This is a genomic window from Sphingomonas sp. M1-B02, from assembly GCF_026167525.1.
GTDB lineage: Bacteria > Pseudomonadota > Alphaproteobacteria > Sphingomonadales > Sphingomonadaceae > Sphingomonas.
Genome location: NZ_CP110679.1, coordinates 69089 through 85766, shown reverse-complemented (window position 1 = coordinate 85766; position 16678 = coordinate 69089). Strand labels below are relative to the sequence as shown.

Genomic DNA, 16678 nt, shown 5'->3' with positions numbered 1-16678 from the left:
GCGATCCGGTGCTGCTGCTAAGGGCAGCATTCGGCGATTCCCTTGGGAGAGACTGATGTTCGACCGCACCTATTACGCCACGCATCCGGACATGATGGAGTGCGTCTCGAACGACGAGCTGCGCGATCGCTATCTGATCGACGGGCTGTTTCGCGAGGGCGAGTGCGTGCTCAACTATACGCATGCCGATCGCTTCGTGATCGGCGGCGTGGCGGTGGGCTCGGGGAGCGTGAAGCTGCCCGACCAGACCGAGCCGGCGTCGGCGGCGGGGCATCCGTTTCTCGAGCGGCGCGAGCTGGCGGTGGTCAATGTGTCGTCGGTCGAGGGCATTGTGACCGTCGACGGCGAGGCGTTCACGCTCGGCAACAAGGATTGCCTCTATGTGACGATGGGCGCGAAGGACGTGCAGTTTTCGGGGGACGGCGCGCGTTTCTATCTGGCGTCGTGCCCGGCGCATAAGGCGTTCCAGACGCGGAAACTGTCGATCGCCGACGCCAATGCGCTCGAGCGCGGCAGCCTCGAGGAATCGAACGAGCGGACGATTTTCCAGCTGGTGATCCCGGGCGTGTGCGATTCAGCCCAGCTGGTGATGGGCTTGACCGTACTCAAGCCGGGCAGCGTGTGGAACACGATGCCCCCGCACATCCACGAGCGGCGCAGCGAGATCTATTTCTACTTCGAGCTCGACGGCCCCAGCGACCGCGTCTTCCATTATATGGGCGAGGGCGAGGCGATGCGGCATATCGTCATGGCCAATGAGGAAGCGGTGATCTCGCCGCCCTGGTCGGTGCATATGGGCTCGGGCACCAAGGCCTATGCCTTCATCTGGGCGATGGCCGGCGAGAATCAGGATTATACCGACATGAACGTGCTCGATATCTGCCAGCTGGCCTGACCCGCATGACCAACCCCTTCGACCTGACCGGAAAGGTCGCGATCGTCACCGGTGCGAACACCGGCATCGGCCAGGGCATCGCGCTGGCGCTGGCCGCCGCCGGCGCCAGCATCGCCGCGGTCGGCCGCTCGCCGGCGACCGAGACGGTCGAGAAAGCCCGCGCGCTCGGCGTGCGGGCCGAGATGATCTCGGCCGACCTGTCGACGATCGAGCCTGTGGGCAGGATTGTGGACGAAAGCGTGGACAAGCTCGGGGGCCTGCACATCCTGGTCAACAATGCCGGCATCATCCGCCGCAACGACAGCCTCGACTTCAGCGAGGAAGATTGGGACGCGGTGGTCGACACCAACCTGAAGAGCCTGTTCTTCCTCTGCCAGGCCGCCGGCCGCCACATGGTGGGACAAGGCAAGGGCAAGATCATCAACATCGCCTCGATGCTAAGCTTCCAGGGCGGCATCCGCGTGCCCTCTTACACGGCGTCCAAGTCGGGCGTGGCGGGGCTCACCAAGCTGCTCGCCTGCGAATGGGCACCCAAGGGCATCAACGTCAACGCGATCGCGCCCGGCTATATCGCCACCAACAACACCGAGGCATTGCAGGCGGACGAGACCCGCAACCGCCAGATCCTGGAGCGCATCCCCGCCGCCCGCTGGGGCGACCCCAGCGACCTGGGCGGCGCTGCCGTGTTCCTCGCCTCCTCGGCTTCCGACTACGTCCAGGGCCATATCCTCGCGGTCGACGGCGGGTGGCTCGCGCGGTGATCGATCGGCGGACGCTGATTGGCAGCTCCGCTGCATTGCTGGTCGCCACTCGTGCCTTCGGACAGGCCGAAGGGCCGGTTAGAACGTCGGCGGGCAGCTTCCAGGGCACCCTGGAGGGCGGCGTCCGCGCCTTTCGCGGCATTCGCTATGGCCGTGCCGAGCGCTTCCAGGCGCCCCGCCCCGTCCCCGCCGCCACCCTGCCCGCCGACGCGTTCGGCCCGGTCTCGCCGCAATCGGGCGACCGCTATGGGCCGCAGTCCGAAGACTGTTTGTTCCTCAACATCTGGACCGCCGACGCCGACCCCCGCGCCGCCAAGCCGGTGATGGTTTACATCCACGGCGGCGCTTATTCGAGCGGCAGCGTCACCGATCCGCTCAACGACGGGCAGGCGCTCGCCGCGCGCGGCGACGTAGTGGTGGTCACCGTAAACCACCGGCTCAACGCGTTCGGCTATCTCTATCTGGCGCGGCTCGACCCGCGCCTCGCCGACAGCGGCAATGCCGGCCAGCTCGACCAGATCCTCGCGCTGCGCTGGATCCGCGACAATATCACCGCATTCGGCGGCGATCCGTCTCGCGTGATGGTCTTCGGACAGTCGGGCGGCGGCGCCAAGATCGCCACGATGATGGCGATGCCCGCCGCCAAGGGGCTGTTCCACCGTGCTGCGACAATGAGCGGGCAGCAGGTCACCGCCTCCGGACCGCTCAACGCGACTGCACGCAGCCGCGCCTATCTCGCAAGGCTGGGGGTGCCGGAAACCAACCTGTCCGCCGTGCTCGAACTGCCCGCCGAGAAGCTGGTCGCCGCGCTCGACGCAACCGATCCCATCCTGGGCGGCGGTGTCTATTTCGGACCGGTCCTCGACATGCGCTGGCTCAGCCGCCACCCCTTCTGGCCCGATGTGCACCCGCAATCGCTGCACATCCCGATGATGCTGGGCAACACGCGGGACGAGACGCGCGGATTCATCGCGCCGGATTCGGCCAAGCTGCGCGGGCTCGGTTGGGATAATCTGGCCGAGCGGATGGCGCCAGAGCTGCGGATCGACGTGCTGCCCGAATGGGTGGTCGCCGAATATCGGGCGAAATTTCCCACCATGACGCCCATCGACCTTTTCTATGACGCCACAACCTGTGGACGCAGCTGGCGCGGGCAGGTGATCGAGGCGGAGGAGCGCGCAAAGGCCGGGGCCCCTGCCTGGGTGTACCAGCTCGATTTCGCGTCGCGGACCGAGCCGAATCGGGGCGCTTTCCACACGATGGACATCCCTCTGGTGTTCGGCACGCTGGGAGCGAGCGGCTCGCAGACCGGGACCGCGGCGGACGCCCGAGCGGCCTCCAAGGCGATGCAGGACAGTTTCGTGGCCTTCGCCAAGACCGGCGATCCCAACCACAGGGGCCTGCCCGCCTGGCCTCGCCACCGGCTCGACAGCCGCGCGACGATGATCTTTGACACGCGCGCGTGGATCGAGAACGATCCCCGGAAATGGCAGCGCGAGCTGTTCGCGCGCATACCCTATATTCAGCCCGGCACCTGAACCGGGCGCAAGACCGGAGAGAAGTGTCGATGAAGCTGGACCGCCGCGCTGCCCTGATCGCGGGCCTGACCCTGCCGCTAGCCGCAGGCGCGCAGACCGCGCCGCCGGGCGTCAGCGACAAGCCGGCCCCCGCCGGGCTCGCCGAGCCGGTCGAGACGATCGACCTCTGGCCAAAGGACGCGCCGGGTCGACCCGCCACGCTGCCGGTCGAGAAGATCGACCAGCGCAGCAGCGATCCGCTGGTCGCCGATCGATCGGTGAGCGGGATCGCCACGCCGCGGCTGGTCGCGTTTCGCCCGCGCATCGCGAACGGCGCATCGGTGCTGGTGATGCCCGGCGGCGGCTATAGCCGCATCGTCATCGATCATGAGGGCTACGATCTGGCGCGCTGGCTGGTGGCGCGCGGCTTCACCGCTTATGTGCTCTTCTATCGGCTGCCGGGCGAAGGCTGGGCGGCAGGCCCCGACGTTGCGCTTGCCGATGCACAGCGGGCGGTGCGGCTCATCAAGACGCGCGCCATCCGCGACGGGCTCGACCCGGGCCGCGTGGCGGCGATCGGCTTTTCGGCGGGCGGGCATCTCTGCGCCGATCTTGCCACCCGCTTTGCGGCCCGCACCTATGATCCGGTCGATCCGTCGGACAAGCTCATCGCACGCCCGACGGTGGCGGCCCCGATCTACCCGGTCATCTCGATGACGCTCCCGGTCGCGCACGGCGGATCGCGCGAGAAATTGATCGGGAAGCACGCCTCGGCGACGCTGGAGGCGGCGCATTCGCCCGATCGCAACGTGACGAAGGAGACCCCGCCCTGCTTCCTGGTCCATGCCGAGGATGACGGCGTCGTTCCCGTCGAGAACAGCCTGTTGTTCCGCGCCGCCTTGCGTGCCGCCGGGGTACCGGTGGAGACGCATCTGTTCACGCATGGCGGGCATGGCTTTGGCATCCGCAAGGCGGCGGGCAAGCCGGCGGAATTGTGGCCCGAGCTGTTCCTGAACTGGGCGCGGACGCAAGGCTTCGCCTGATACGAAAACGGCGCGGCCGGAGCCGCGCCGTTCGTTTGCCGGCAGGCGGGGCTTTCACCCCGGCGCCCTCACAACTTGAAGCGCGCACCCACCAGGATGGTGCGGCCGAAATGGTTATACTCGTAATTGCGCTGCGCATCCTGATCGGTGAAGCGCTCGCGATAGGCGTCGGTCAGGTTCGTTCCTTCCAGTGACAGCTCGATCTGGCTGGTCAGCTTGTAGCGGATCGACGCATCGACGTTGGTGATCGCCGCATAGCCTTCGAACACATTGCCGGTGCCGCTGTTCGCATCGTTATAGGGCCCGCGATAGCTGACCGAGGCACGCGCGCTGAAGCGGCTGTCTTCATAATAAAGCGTGCCGTTGAACGCCTTCTTGGAGAGGCCGAACAAGGTCGAGGTGCGCGTCGATCCCGGATTGCCGCCGAAGCCGCAGGCCGCGGCCGCAGTCGCACCCGGCACGCAGGCATTCACCGTCGGACCCGCGACGATATAGTCGGCGTCCGAATCGACAAAGGTGGCGTTCACGATCCCGCCGAAGTTCGAAAGGAAGCCGGGCAGGAAGCGGAACGGTGCCTGCAGCGAGAGCTCTACGCCGTTTAGCTCGGCGCCCGCGCCGTTTCCGATCGAGTTGATCGTCCACAGCTGGCCCTCGGGATTGATCGCGGCTGGCGAGCTGGGCGGGATGATCGAGACGGGAAGTCCGGTCGATGCAAAAGTGCCGCTACGCGTTTCCGAGGCCGGGAAGCTCTGGATTTCCTTGCGGAAGACCGCCACCGACGCGATCGAGCCCGGCGCGAAATACCATTCCACGCCGGCGTCGTAGGCGGTGGCCCGGAACGGCTCGAGGAACGGGTTGCCGTAGTTCACGCGATAGTTGAAGCCGTCGACCGACCCGCCGGGGGTCAGGTTGCCAAGCGTCGGCCGAGTCATGACCTTTGCGATCGCGGCGCGGATCACCAGATCGCGGTGCGGCGTGATCGCCAGGTTCACTGCGGGCAGGAAGTCCTCATAATCGCGCTTCACCGTCACGACCGCGCCGCTGGTCAGGCCCTGCGAGCTCTGGTCGGTGCGAACATAGCGGATGCCCGCGTTGACGGCGACGCCGACCGTGCCGAAATCGCGCCGCGCATCGAATTGGAGATAGCCGCCCTTTACTTCCTCGACGACGCCGCGGGTGTTGCCGGCGTCGATCGCGGTAGGCCGACTGTACAGATTGGTATAGGCGGCCGTGGCAGCCAGATCGGGGATCAGCCATTCGGTCGAGGTTCCGCTGGGCTGGCCGGCATTGCCGAGCTGGAAGAGCTCGGAGCGATCCGCCGTCACCGGGAGGCCATAGACCGCGGTCGGGCCGAATGCCGAAGAGGCCGAGCAGGTGACGGTGCCGAGCACGCGATCCAGCCCGCCATTGCCGCACACGACGGTATCGCGCGTGAAGGCTTCGGACTCGAATTCGAAGCGGCGATAAAGGCCGCCTGCCTTGATCTGGAAGCCTTCGGTGACGTCCCACTCGGTCCGCAGCTGTGCGGTGCGGAACTTGTTGGTCACGTTCGACGGACGGTCGCGGATCTCCGCGAGCTGGAAGTTCGCCGGATTGGTGACGCTGGTGCCGAACGTCAGGACCGGCCGATTCATGTCGCTATAGTCGTAGCGATAGCCCTGCGCGTCGCGATCGTCATAGACGAAGGTCGTCTCGATCGGAACGTTCGCGTTCGACTTCGAAATGCCGCCGAGCAGCGTGAAGCGGAAATTCTCGCCCACATCCTGATCCCAGCTACCGCCGATCTGATAGAATTCGGTCTCCGAACGCTTCAGGAAATGCTCTGTACGCACCCAGGCGTCGTTGAGCGTGGCGGCGATCAGATTGTTGTTGCCGTCGATCGTATAGTTGCTGACGTCGATCGATCGCTCGTTGGAACGCAGCAGAACCTCGCCCCATTTCTCTTCGCGATCTTCCTTGAATCGCGAGAAGAGCCCGTCGATCGAGATCTTGGTCGCGTCGGTGGGCGCCCATTGGATGCTGCCGGTGATGCCGAGCCGCTCGCGATCGTGGCGCACTTCGCCGTAGCGCGGAATCCGCGGATGGAAAGCGAGGCCGACCGCATCGCATGCCGCGCTCGGGCGATAATTGCCGCCCGCATTGGCGACGGGATTGCCGCCGGCATTTGCCGAATAGAAACAGGGCGCACCGTTGACCGAGTCGAACCGCGCCTGTGCCCAGCGGACGGTGTTGTTGCCCAGTTCGAGCGTATCGGTCTTCTGCCATGCCGCGGAGATCGAGGCGCCAAGCGTGCCGTCGGGTGACTTCCAGCCGATCAGCCCGGCGACGCGCGGTCCCCAATTCTCGCTGAGATCGTTATAGCTGCCCTGGCCCGAGGCGACGACGGTGAAGCCGGACTTGCCCGCGAGCGGATTACCGGTGTTGAGATCGACCACGGCGCCCAGCGAGCCTTCGTCGAGCGAAGCCTCGGCGGTCTTGTGGACGACGATCGAGGTGAACAGTTCGGATGCGAAGACGTTGAAATCGAACGCGCGATCGCGGTTGGAAGAGGCGCCGTCGTGCGAGGTCGCGACGGTTTCGAGCCCGTTGACGCGCACCCGCGTGAACTGCGAGCCCAGGCCGCGCACGGTGATCGCGCGCCCTTCGCCGCCGTCACGCTGGATCGAGATGCCGGGAATGCGCTGGAGCGATTCGGCCAGATTCTGATCGGGGAATTTGGCGATATCCTCGGCGACGATCGCATCGACCGAGGAGACCGAGTTGCGCTTCACGTTCAGCGCGGCTTCGAGCGACTGGCGAAAGCCGGAAACGACGATTTCCTCGCCGGTCTGGTCCTGCTCGGTCGCCGCCTGCGCATCGTTCGCGGCGGGCGGCGCGGTATCGCTGGTCTGGGCGGAGGCATTCGCCGCTGCGGTGAGCGCGAGTACCATCACTGCCGCGGATGCGCCGGTACGCCAGTCGAATCGGGAATTGCATGCTTTCATTCAAGCCTCCTCTGCCTAGTCGGTCGTCCCGCTCTTGTGGCGGATCCGGGTTGCAGGCGCCGTTCGGGCACCGATGATGCGCATCGCGGGCACTGATCCCGACTGAATGCGGCGTCGTCCCGCACACGCATCCAACGATTGGAAACCGGTGTCAACAGCCGGCGCCGATATCGCCCCGATTAGAATTGCTCGCTGTGTTCGTTCCGCAACAGGGCCCCTTTAAAGTGAATGTCCCAACATACGGGAACATTGAGCAAGGCCAAGCCGTCCCGATGGGTTACCGGTGTCAGATCAAAAAGGCAGACGACTTCATGCGCAGGCGGCTGCCGCGCGCGTCTGCTCGAGCGGTGCTTGCGTCCGCACGCCGTCTCGATCCCTTTCGATTCGCTCGAGCGCACAGGCGAGTTCGGGCTAGCCGGCCGCGAACGGGCAACGCCGCTGTCCAAAGGTGTCAGCCAGCGAGCATTTGGCGCCGACGCAGGGACAGGTTATGGGTTCGCGCGATGAAGCGAAGCACCCAGCCCACCATCAACGATGTCGCGCGGATGGCGGGAGTGTCGAAGAAAACCGTAAGTCGCGTCATCAATCAGTCTCCGCTGCTCAACGTCGAAACGCGCCGCAAGGTCGAGGAGGTCATCGCCGAGCTGGGATATGTGCCCAATCCGCAGGCGCGGGCCCTGGCGCTGCGCCGCAATTTCCTGATCGGGCTGATCCACGACAATCCGAACGCCCAGATGGTCCTCAACGTCCAGCAGGGTCTGCTCGAAGTGCTGCGCGACACCGAGTTCGAGCTGATCGTCCACCCGGTCGACCGCGGCTCGCCGACGATGCTGGCCGACGTGAACCAGTTCCTCGAGCGCCAGCGTCCGTTCGGGGTCATGATACTGCCGCCGATTTCCGAGAATGACCAGCTAGCCGCGCTATGCGCCGAAATCGGCTGTCGTTATGTGCGGATGGGCTCCGCGGTGCTCGACGAGCCGGGCCATATGGTCGCGTCCAACGATCGCGAGGCCGTGCGCGGCGCGGTCGAGCACCTCATCGCATCGGGCCATCGCCGCATCGGGCTGGTGCTCGGCCCGCATGGCTTCCGTTCGGCATTTGAGCGGCAAAAGGGCTATGAGGAAGCAATCGAGGCGGCGGGACTTCCGCTGCAGCGCACCCTGATCGTCCAGGGCGACTATCGCTTCGAGTCCGGAATGCGCGCGGCCGAGCAGCTGCTCGACCTCTCGCCCCGCCCCACCGCGGTCTTCTCGTCGAACGATGAAATGGCCGCCGGCGTGCTCCATGTTGCCCGCCAGCGCGGGCTGAACGTGCCGCAGGACTTATCGATCATCGGCTTCGACGATACGCCGATCGCGTCGCATATCTGGCCCCCGCTCACCACCGTGCGCTGGCCGATTGCGACGATGGCGCGCGCCGCCGCGCTAAAGCTGGTCAGCGGCGAAGGCGCCGATCGCCCCGGCGAGGACAGCGAGACGTCGCTGTTCGTCTCGACTCTTATCCGCCGTGCGTCGGTGGCCCCGCCGCCCGCATAAAAACCGAGTCGCTTCGGCGATTAGGGGCTTGAGATGTTGTATCATCGCCATTACGCAGCGCAGCATATCAGGGAGACTGAAATGTTGTACCGCGTAGCTATACTCCTGGCCAGCACCGGCTTGGCCGCCCCCGCTCTCGCCCAAAGCGCGCCGCCCCAGCCCCGCCAATCGAATGCGGTACACGGGGAGACCGACGAGGAGATCGTCATCACCGCGCCCTATGTCCGCGATCTCGACATTTTAGCGGGCAAGTCGGTGGTGGCCGGCGATGAGCTGGTTCAAGATATCCGCCCGCAGATCGGCGAGACGCTCACCCGCCAGCCCGGGGTCTCCGCCACTTCCTTCGGCCCCGGCGCCTCGCGTCCGGTGCTGCGCGGCTTTCAGGGTGAGCGCATCCGGGTGCTGACCGACGGCCTCGGCTCGCTCGACGTCTCCAACACGTCGGCCGATCATGCCGTCACGATCGATCCGCTCACTGCCGAGCGGATCGAAATCCTGCGCGGGCCGGCGGTGCTGCTGTTCGGCAGCCAGGCGATCGGCGGCGCGGTTAACGTGATCGATCGACGCATTCCGCGCGGCGTGCCGGAGAAGGGCTTCCACATCGACGCGATCGGCACCTATGGCTCCGCCGCCGAGGAGCGCAGCGCGGGTGCGGCGCTGGACGTGGCGCTGACGCCGAACATCGTGATCCACGGCGACGGCAGTTATCGCAAGAGCGGCGACCTGCGCGTCGGTGGCTATCTATTGTCTCCCGCTTTGCGCGACGAGCAGCGAACGATCGCGGCGGAGGAAGCATCCGAAGGTCACCTGGATCACGCCGCGGAGGCGATCGAGCTTGCCGAGGGACGCGGACGCCTGCCCAACAGTGCGACCGAAACCTATACGCTGGGCGGCGGCATCGCGCTGATCAACGAGGGCGGCAGCCTGGGCTTCTCCGCCGGTTACTATGACAGCAAATATGGCGTCGCCGAGCGTCCCGGCATGGGCTCGCATCATGAGGAGGAAGCCGGGCATGAGCATGGCGACGTGACGATCGGCATGCAGCAGTTCCGCGCCGACCTGCGCGCGCAGGTCAATGTCGGCGGCGCGTTCCTCGATCAGATCCGCCTCCGCGCCGGCTATGCCGATTATGAGCATACCGAGTTCGAAGGGGCCGAAGTCGGCACGGTCTTCAATTCGCAGGCATTCGAAGGCCGGCTCGAGCTGGTCCAGGCAGATCGTGGCGGCTGGCGCGGCGTGGTCGGGCTCCAGGGCTTCACCCGCGACTTCGATGCGGTTGGCGCGGAAGCCTTCGTGCCGCCCAACGTCACCGATCAATATGGCCTGTTCACGCTCCAGGAAATCGAGCTGGGCAGGATCGGGCTCGAAGCATCGGGCCGCTACGAGCATAGCGCGGTGCGTTCGGATCAGGTGCGGCTGGGGATCGAGGCGGATTCGCCGGTCGGCTCGGTTGCCCGCAATTTCGACATTCTCTCCGGCGCACTCGGACTGTCCTACGCGCTGGCATCCGACGTGAAGATCGGCATCACCGGATCGCGCGCAGTGCGGGCGCCTTCGGGCGAGGAGCTGTTCTCCAACGGCCCGCATATCGCCACCCAGGCCTATGAAGTCGGCAACCCGAACTTCAGCACCGAAAAGAGCTGGGGGCTGGAGCTCTATGCCCGCGGCAAGGCCGGACCGATCCGCTTCCAGCTCAGCGGCTACGCTACCTGGTTCGACGATTATATCTACGAGAATGAAACCGCGCTCGAGCGCGACGAGCTGCCCGTGTTCCAATATTACCAGACCAATGCGCGCTATTATGGGCTGGAGGGCGAGCTGTCCGCGACCTTGCTGCGCACCGAAGGCGGGATCGTCGTCGAGGGCCGGCTGGTCGGCGATTATGTGAACGCCGAGCTGGAAGATGGCAGCGCCGTCCCCCGCATCCCTCCCCTGCGCGTGCTCGGCGGCCTATCCGCCAAGGCCGGGCCGTTCGGCACCAGCGTCGAGGTCGAGCATGTCACGCGGCAGGATCGCGTCGCCGCGTTCGAGACCCCGACCGAGGACTTCACCCTCGTCAACGCCTCGCTCTCCTGGCATCCGTTCGGGAACCACCAGGAGACGGTGCTGATCCTGTCGGCGAACAATCTGTTCGACGTCGACGCGCGGCGGCATGCTTCCTTTACCAAAGATTTCGTGCCGCTTGCGGGCCGCGACATCAGGGTCGCGGCGCGGATCAGCTTTTAGGACGCGTCCCACCAGTTTAATCCGCCCCAGCGAAGGCCGGGGCCCAGTGCCGTCGAACTTGCGGCGGCGCACCACGATCAAGAGTGAGGGGCGACTGGGCCCCGGCCTGCGCCGGGGTGGGATACACGATATCCCTGCAGCACAGACGCTCTGGCGAAGGTTCGATTAGGTCATAGCGGCTGTCGACGGGACGGGTCCGCCGTGTAAAGGCAGGTGCGCCCCTCAGGACCGGACCGCCAGCTTGCTTCTCGTCGCCCTCTCCTTGCTGCCCTTCGCCGCGGCGCTCGCGCTCGGGCTGGCTGCGCGCGGAAACCGGTCGGCGCACAGCATGATCGCAGGCGCAGGCAGCGCAACTGGGCTCGCCTTGGTGCTGGCCGCGGCGCCAGGAGTGTTGGCCGGCGAGACCTTGGCCTGGAGCATCCCCTGGGTCCCGATGCTCGGGCTCGACGCAAGCCTGTTCCTCGATCCGCTCGGGCTGCTGTTCGCCGGGCTGATCCTCGGCATCGGCCTGCTGGTGGTGATCTACGCGCATTTCTACCTCGCCGCGCGCGAGCCGACCGGGCGCTTCTTCGGATTCCTGATGCTGTTCCAGGGCGCGATGCTCGGCATCGTCCTGTCCAACAACGTGCTACTGATGCTGGTCTTCTGGGAGCTGACCAGCCTCTCTTCCTTCCTGCTGATCGGCTTCTGGCGCGACAAGGCCGAGGCGCGGCAGGGCGCGCGAATGGCGCTGGCGGTCACCGGCGGTGGCGGGCTGATGCTGATCGCGGGGATGCTTCTGCTCGGCCAGGCCGCCGGATCCTATGAACTGACCACGATCCTGGGCCGTGGCGACGTGATCCAGGCCTCGCCGCTTTACCCGATCCTGCTCGTGCTGATCCTGCTCGGCTGCTTCACCAAATCGGCGCAGTTCCCGTTCCATTTCTGGCTGCCGCACGCGATGGCGGCGCCGACCCCGGTGAGCGCTTATCTCCATTCGGCGACGATGGTGAAGGCGGGCGTGTTCCTGCTCGCGCGGCTGTGGCCGGTGCTGGCGGGGACCGAATGGTGGTTCTACCTCGTCGCGACCACCGGGCTGGCGACAATGCTGTTCGGCGCGGCGGTGGCCTTGTTCCGGACCGATCTGAAGGCGATCCTCGCTTACTCCACGATCAGCCAGCTCGGCCTGCTCGTCATGCTGCTCGGCTTCTCGACCCGGATGGCGGTTGTCGCCTGCGTATTCCACATCCTCAACCACGCCACTTTCAAGGCGGCCTTGTTCATGAATGCCGGGATCGTCGATCATGAGACCGGCACGCGCGACATCCGCCGGCTCGGCGGGCTCGCGGCGTTGATGCCGATCACCGCCCTGCTCGGTACGCTTGCCGCCGCGTCGATGGCGGGGCTGCCGCCGCTCAATGGCTTCCTCTCTAAGGAGATGATGCTCGAGGAGAGCGCGCACGCGGTCTGGGCCGGGCAGCATTGGCTGGTCCCGCTGCTCGCCACCGTCGCTGCGACATTGTCGGTCGCTTACGCGCTGCGCTACGCCGTCTTCCTTTATTTCCGCCGCGCACCTGCCGATGCACCGTCGGGCGCGCATGATCCTTCGATCGGGATGTGGGCGCCCTCCGCGCTCCTGGTGCTTCTGGTCATCGCATTGGGACTGCTGCCGATGACGCTCGCCGGCCCGTCGGTCGCAGCGATTGCTTCGGCGGTGATCGGCGGGCCGGCGCCGGCTTTCTCGCTGGCGCTGTGGCACGGTTTCAATCCGGCGCTGGCGATGAGCGTGGCTGCGATCCTGCTCGGGGGGGCGACCCTGTGGTGCTTCGCCCCGATCGCGGCACGCCAGTCGCGCTTGCGGCTTCCGGACGCCAAGACATGGTTCGACGGCGCAATGGCGGCGGCGGATCGCGGCACGCGTCGCGCGATGCTCGCCATCCACACCCCCTCGCTCCAGCGATACCTGTTCGCATTGTTCGCCACCGCCATCCTGCTCGGCATCGACGCCCTTGTCCGCTTCGATATCGCTCCGGGCACCCGGCCGACCCTTCCGGCGCCCCCGGTCGCGATCCTTGCATGGGCCGTGCTGATCGCGGGCGTGGTTGCGGTGCTGGTCGCGCAACGCTGGCGCTTCCATGCGCTGATCTTCATCAGCGTGGTCGGGCTCGTCATCGCACTGGGCTTCGTCCACCTCTCCGCGCCCGATCTCGCGCTCACCCAGATTTCGGTCGAGGTCGTCACGATCCTGCTGATGCTGCTCGCGCTCAACCTGCTGCCCAAGATGCCGCCGGTGCTTTCGTCCAACCCCAAGCGCCTGCGCGACGCGATCCTGGCGCTGGCGGGCGGATCGCTGGTCGGCGGCGCGGCCTGGGCGATCATGACCCGCGCGCCCCGCGACCCGATCTCCGATTATCATTGGGCGAACAGCTATGCGGGGGGCGGCGGCACCAATGTCGTCAACGTGATCCTGGTCGATTTCCGCGCATTCGATACGCTGGGCGAGATCATCGTGCTCGGCATCGCCGGGCTGGCAATCTTTGCCCTGCTGAATACCGCATCGCGGGGTGCGGCGGGGGCCAGGCTGCGAGCCTGGCGCGACGACATGGTCCATTCGCCCGAGCGGCATCCGATGATGTTCGTCATCTCGACGCGCATCCTGCTGCCGCTGACGATGCTCGCGGGCATCTACATCTTCCTGCGCGGCCACAACCAGCCTGGCGGCGGCTTCATCGCGGCGCTGGTCTTCTCGATCGCATTCCTGTTGCAATATCTCGCCTCGGGATTCGACTGGACCGATCGGCGACGGAAAATCGGCGAGCATCGGCTGATCGCCTATGGCGTGCTGATCGCAGTGGCGACGGGTGCGGGATCCCTCCTCTTCGGCCGGCCCCTGTTCACCAGCGCCTACGGCTATTTTCACTTGCCGCTGATCGGCGAGTTCGAGCTCGCTACGGCATCCTTGTTCGACCTGGGGGTGGCGTCGGTGGTGGTCGGCGCAGTGATGATGGCGCTGGCGCAGCTCAGCCACGTCGCCCAGCGCGCCGCGCGCAGCCACGCCGCCGCGGTCGCCTCCGAGACGGAGGAGTCGGCATGAGCATGGAGCTCCTCGTCGCGAGCGCGATCGCGGTGCTGACCGCGGGTGGCATCTATCTTTGCCTGCGCGCACGCACCTTCCAGGTCGTGCTCGGGCTGACCTTTCTTTCCTATGCGATCAACGTCTTCCTGTTCGCGATGGGCCGGCTGGTGGTCGGCAGCCCGCCGATCTGGTCGAAGACGGCGACGACGTACACCGATCCCCTGCCCCAGGCGCTGGTGCTCACCGCGATCATCATAACTTTCGGGATGACCGCCTTGGTCGTGACGCTCGCACTGCGCAGCTATCTCGAAATCGGCTCGGATCAGGTCGACGGCGTCGCCGACACCGAGCGCGACGAAGACGAGGCGCATCGCGGATGACGCCCTTCCACCTCGCCATGCTGCCCGTCCTGATCCCGGCGATCGTCGCACCGCTGGCGCTGCTCGCGATGCGGCGGCGGCGGATCGTTGGCGTGGGCCTGTCGGTGGCGGGCTGCCTGGCGATGCTGGCGGTGGCGCTGGCCCTTTTCTTCACGGCGCAGGATGGCGCGGTCCGCGTCTACGCGCTCGGCGCCTGGCCCCCGCCCTTCGGGATCGTCCTGGTGGTCGATCGGCTGACGACGATCATGCTCGTGCTCGCCGCGATCCTGGCGACGCTGGTGATGCTCCACGCGGTGCTGACCGGGCTCGATCGCAAGGGATGGCATTTCCATCCGATGTTCCAGTTCCAGCTGCTCGGGCTCAACGGCGCCTTCCTCACCGGCGACCTCTTCAACCTGTTCGTTTTCTTCGAGGTGCTGTTGATCGCCTCTTACGGACTGATGCTGCACGGCCAGGGCGCCGCGCGGTTCAAGGCGGGGGTCCAATATGTCATCGTCAACGTCGTCGGTTCGACGCTGTTCCTGGTCGCGCTGGGCATGCTGTACGGGCTGACCGGCACGCTCAACATGGCCGATATGGCGGTCCGCGTCGCCACCTTGCCGCCCGGCGACCAGGGCCTGCTGCGCGCCGCTGCGCTGCTGCTTGTCGCGGTCTTCGCGCTGAAGGCCGCGCTGGCCCCGCTACATCTTTGGCTGCCGCGCAGCTATGCGGTGACCGCGCCCGCGGTCGCCGCTTTGTTTGCGATCATGACCAAGGTCGGGGTCTATTCGATCATCCGGGTCGTACCGTTGGTCTTCGGAGACGATGCAGGCGCCGCCGCCTGGGTGCCGGCGCCTTGGCTGTTGCCCGCCGCCTTGGTCTCGGCCTGGCTCGGCTTTGCCGGCATCTTCGTCGCGCGCGATGTCCGCGAGCAGGCGGCTTACGCCACCGTCGGCTCCACCTCCGTCCTGATCGTCGCGGTGTCGATGTGGACCCAAGATGCAATGGCCGCCGCGCTATATTATCTGCCGCATTCGATCCTGGCGGGCGCTTCGCTGTTCCTGATCGCCGATACGCTCGATCGGAGGCGCGGCACCTATGGCTGCAACGCGACCCCCTCTCCTCGCTTCCGCGACCAGGAGGGGCTGGCGGGACTGTTCATGCTCGCGGCGATCGCGCTCGCCGGCCTTCCGCCGCTGTCGGGCTTCATCGGCAAGCTGCTGATCCTGCGCACCAGCTTCGGCTATGATGCGACCCCCTGGATCTGGGCGACGATCCTCGGCACCACGCTGATCGGCATTATCGGTTTCGCCCGCACCGGCAGCGCGATCTTTTGGAAGGGCGCGTCCGAGCATGGCGACGCCGTCTGCCGCGATCGCTCGAAGCGTCGCGGCGATTTGATCGCCCCCGCGGCGCTGCTGACGCTGCTCGCCGCGCTGACCCTCGGCGCAGGCTGGGTCACCGCGCAGACGCAAGCCGCCGCCGCGCAGATCTTCGCGCCCGAACGCTATATCGAGGCGGTGCTGGGCAAGGGCGCGGTGCGATGATGCGCCGGCTCATCCCCCACCCCGCGCTGTCGGTCCTGCTGGCGATCGTATGGCTGCTGATGGCCAATTCGATCACCGTCGGGGGCATAGTGCTCGGGCTGATCTTCGGCATCCTGCTCCCGATCTTTACCGCCCCCTTCTGGCCGGACCGGCCGCGGGTGCGCTTCGGGCTGGCCGCACTCGGCTATGTCGCGATCGTCCTGTGGGACATCGTGATCGCCAATTTCCAGATCGCCTGGCTGATCCTGTTCCGCCGCAACCGCGATCTGCGTTCGCGCTGGCTCGTCATCCCGATCAGCCTGACGACGCCCGAGGCGATCACCGTCCTCGCCGGCACGATCAGCCTGACCCCGGGCACCGTCTCGTCGGACGTGTCCGCCGACGGACGCTTCCTGCTCGTCCACGCGCTCGATGTCGCGGACGAGGCAGCCGAAGTCGCCCGGATCAAGCAGCGTTACGAAAAGCGGCTGATGCAGGTATTCGCATGATCGCCGCAGCTCTCACCTTCGCTTTCGCCTGCGTCGGCCTCGCCTTCGCGCTCAACCTGTATCGGCTGTTCAAGGGCCCCTCGCCCGGCGATCGAATCATGGCGCTCGACACGATGGTGATCAACGCGATCGCGCTCATCGTGCTCAGCGGCATCGCCGGCGCGAACGATACCTATTTCGAAGCGGCCTTGCTTCTCGCGATGGTCGGCTTCGTCAGCACCGTGGCCTATTGCAAGTTCGTCCTGCGCGGCGACATCGTGGAGTAAAG

At 66.3% G+C, this 16678-nt stretch carries 12 protein-coding genes; 11 read left to right on the top strand and 1 reads right to left on the bottom strand.

The window, feature by feature from the left end; genetic code table 11:
- The first annotated feature begins 55 nt into the window (after positions 1 to 55).
- Genes kduI through OKW87_RS00395 form a run of 4 tightly spaced genes read left to right on the top strand, consistent with a single transcriptional unit; the run spans position 56 to position 4216 of the window.
- Positions 56 to 895, top strand: coding sequence for a 5-dehydro-4-deoxy-D-glucuronate isomerase (gene kduI / locus OKW87_RS00410; protein ID WP_265541426.1), 840 nt, complete (start codon positions 56 to 58; stop codon positions 893 to 895).
- Positions 896 to 900: 5 nt separating this feature from the next.
- Positions 901 to 1656 carry a 2-dehydro-3-deoxy-D-gluconate 5-dehydrogenase KduD gene (gene kduD, locus OKW87_RS00405; protein WP_265541425.1) on the top strand — a complete coding sequence of 252 codons (756 nt, stop codon included), beginning with the start codon at positions 901 to 903 and terminating at the stop codon, positions 1654 to 1656.
- Positions 1641 to 3194 carry a carboxylesterase/lipase family protein gene (locus tag OKW87_RS00400; protein ID WP_265541424.1) on the top strand — a complete coding sequence of 518 codons (1554 nt, stop codon included), beginning with the start codon at positions 1641 to 1643 and terminating at the stop codon, positions 3192 to 3194. Before kduD ends, OKW87_RS00400 begins: the two co-directional genes overlap by 16 nt.
- A 29-nt stretch (positions 3195 to 3223) precedes the next feature.
- Positions 3224 to 4216 (top strand): alpha/beta hydrolase, encoded by a 993-nt coding sequence (locus OKW87_RS00395; protein ID WP_265541423.1) that lies wholly within the window; start codon positions 3224 to 3226, stop codon positions 4214 to 4216.
- A gap of 68 nt (positions 4217 to 4284) precedes the next feature.
- On the opposite strand, the gene OKW87_RS00390 is transcribed toward OKW87_RS00395, so the two are convergent.
- On the bottom strand, positions 4285 to 7200 hold the full coding sequence (locus OKW87_RS00390; protein WP_265541422.1) for a TonB-dependent receptor: 2916 nt from the start codon (positions 7198 to 7200) through the stop codon (positions 4285 to 4287).
- Positions 7201 to 7703: 503 nt separating this feature from the next.
- Here OKW87_RS00390 and OKW87_RS00385 point away from each other — a divergent pair.
- From OKW87_RS00385 to OKW87_RS00355, 7 genes are all read left to right on the top strand, one after another.
- A complete protein-coding gene (locus OKW87_RS00385; RefSeq protein WP_265541421.1) occupies positions 7704 to 8735 on the top strand; it encodes a LacI family DNA-binding transcriptional regulator in 1032 nt (343 codons plus the stop codon).
- A gap of 81 nt (positions 8736 to 8816) precedes the next feature.
- A complete protein-coding gene (locus OKW87_RS00380) occupies positions 8817 to 10961 on the top strand; it encodes a TonB-dependent receptor (RefSeq protein ID WP_265541420.1) in 2145 nt (714 codons plus the stop codon).
- 241 nt (positions 10962 to 11202) lie between these two features.
- Positions 11203 to 14034: a monovalent cation/H+ antiporter subunit A gene (locus tag OKW87_RS00375; protein ID WP_265541419.1), complete on the top strand. Its 2832-nt coding sequence runs from the start codon at positions 11203 to 11205 to the stop codon at positions 14032 to 14034.
- Entirely contained in the window at positions 14031 to 14396 is a 366-nt protein-coding gene (locus OKW87_RS00370; protein ID WP_265541418.1) for a Na+/H+ antiporter subunit C, read from the top strand. Before OKW87_RS00375 ends, OKW87_RS00370 begins: the two co-directional genes overlap by 4 nt.
- Positions 14393 to 15922, top strand: a complete 1530-nt coding sequence (locus OKW87_RS00365) for a monovalent cation/H+ antiporter subunit D (protein ID WP_265541417.1) — start codon at positions 14393 to 14395, stop codon at positions 15920 to 15922. Before OKW87_RS00370 ends, OKW87_RS00365 begins: the two co-directional genes overlap by 4 nt.
- Entirely contained in the window at positions 15922 to 16410 is a 489-nt protein-coding gene (locus tag OKW87_RS00360; RefSeq protein WP_265541416.1) for a Na+/H+ antiporter subunit E, read from the top strand. Before OKW87_RS00365 ends, OKW87_RS00360 begins: the two co-directional genes overlap by 1 nt.
- On the top strand, positions 16407 to 16676 hold the full coding sequence (locus tag OKW87_RS00355) for a K+/H+ antiporter subunit F (RefSeq protein WP_265541415.1): 270 nt from the start codon (positions 16407 to 16409) through the stop codon (positions 16674 to 16676). The genes OKW87_RS00360 and OKW87_RS00355 overlap by 4 nt, the downstream gene beginning before the upstream one ends.
- Positions 16677 to 16678: the final 2 nt, after the last annotated feature.

Excerpts from the sequence above, each read along its gene's own strand:
- kduI (WP_265541426.1), top strand. The coding sequence starts at position 56 with ATGTTCGACCGCACCTATTACGCCACGCATCCGGACATGATGGAGTGC.
- kduD (WP_265541425.1), top strand. The coding sequence starts at position 901 with ATGACCAACCCCTTCGACCTGACCGGAAAGGTCGCGATCGTCACCGGT.
- OKW87_RS00395 (WP_265541423.1), top strand. The coding sequence starts at position 3,224 with ATGAAGCTGGACCGCCGCGCTGCCCTGATCGCGGGCCTGACCCTGCCG.
- OKW87_RS00390 (WP_265541422.1), bottom strand. The coding sequence starts at position 7,200 with ATGAAAGCATGCAATTCCCGATTCGACTGGCGTACCGGCGCATCCGCG.
- OKW87_RS00385 (WP_265541421.1), top strand. The coding sequence starts at position 7,704 with ATGAAGCGAAGCACCCAGCCCACCATCAACGATGTCGCGCGGATGGCG.
- OKW87_RS00380 (WP_265541420.1), top strand. The coding sequence starts at position 8,817 with ATGTTGTACCGCGTAGCTATACTCCTGGCCAGCACCGGCTTGGCCGCC.
- OKW87_RS00370 (WP_265541418.1), top strand. The coding sequence starts at position 14,031 with ATGAGCATGGAGCTCCTCGTCGCGAGCGCGATCGCGGTGCTGACCGCG.
- OKW87_RS00365 (WP_265541417.1), top strand. The coding sequence starts at position 14,393 with ATGACGCCCTTCCACCTCGCCATGCTGCCCGTCCTGATCCCGGCGATC.
- OKW87_RS00360 (WP_265541416.1), top strand. The coding sequence starts at position 15,922 with ATGCGCCGGCTCATCCCCCACCCCGCGCTGTCGGTCCTGCTGGCGATC.
- OKW87_RS00355 (WP_265541415.1), top strand. The coding sequence starts at position 16,407 with ATGATCGCCGCAGCTCTCACCTTCGCTTTCGCCTGCGTCGGCCTCGCC.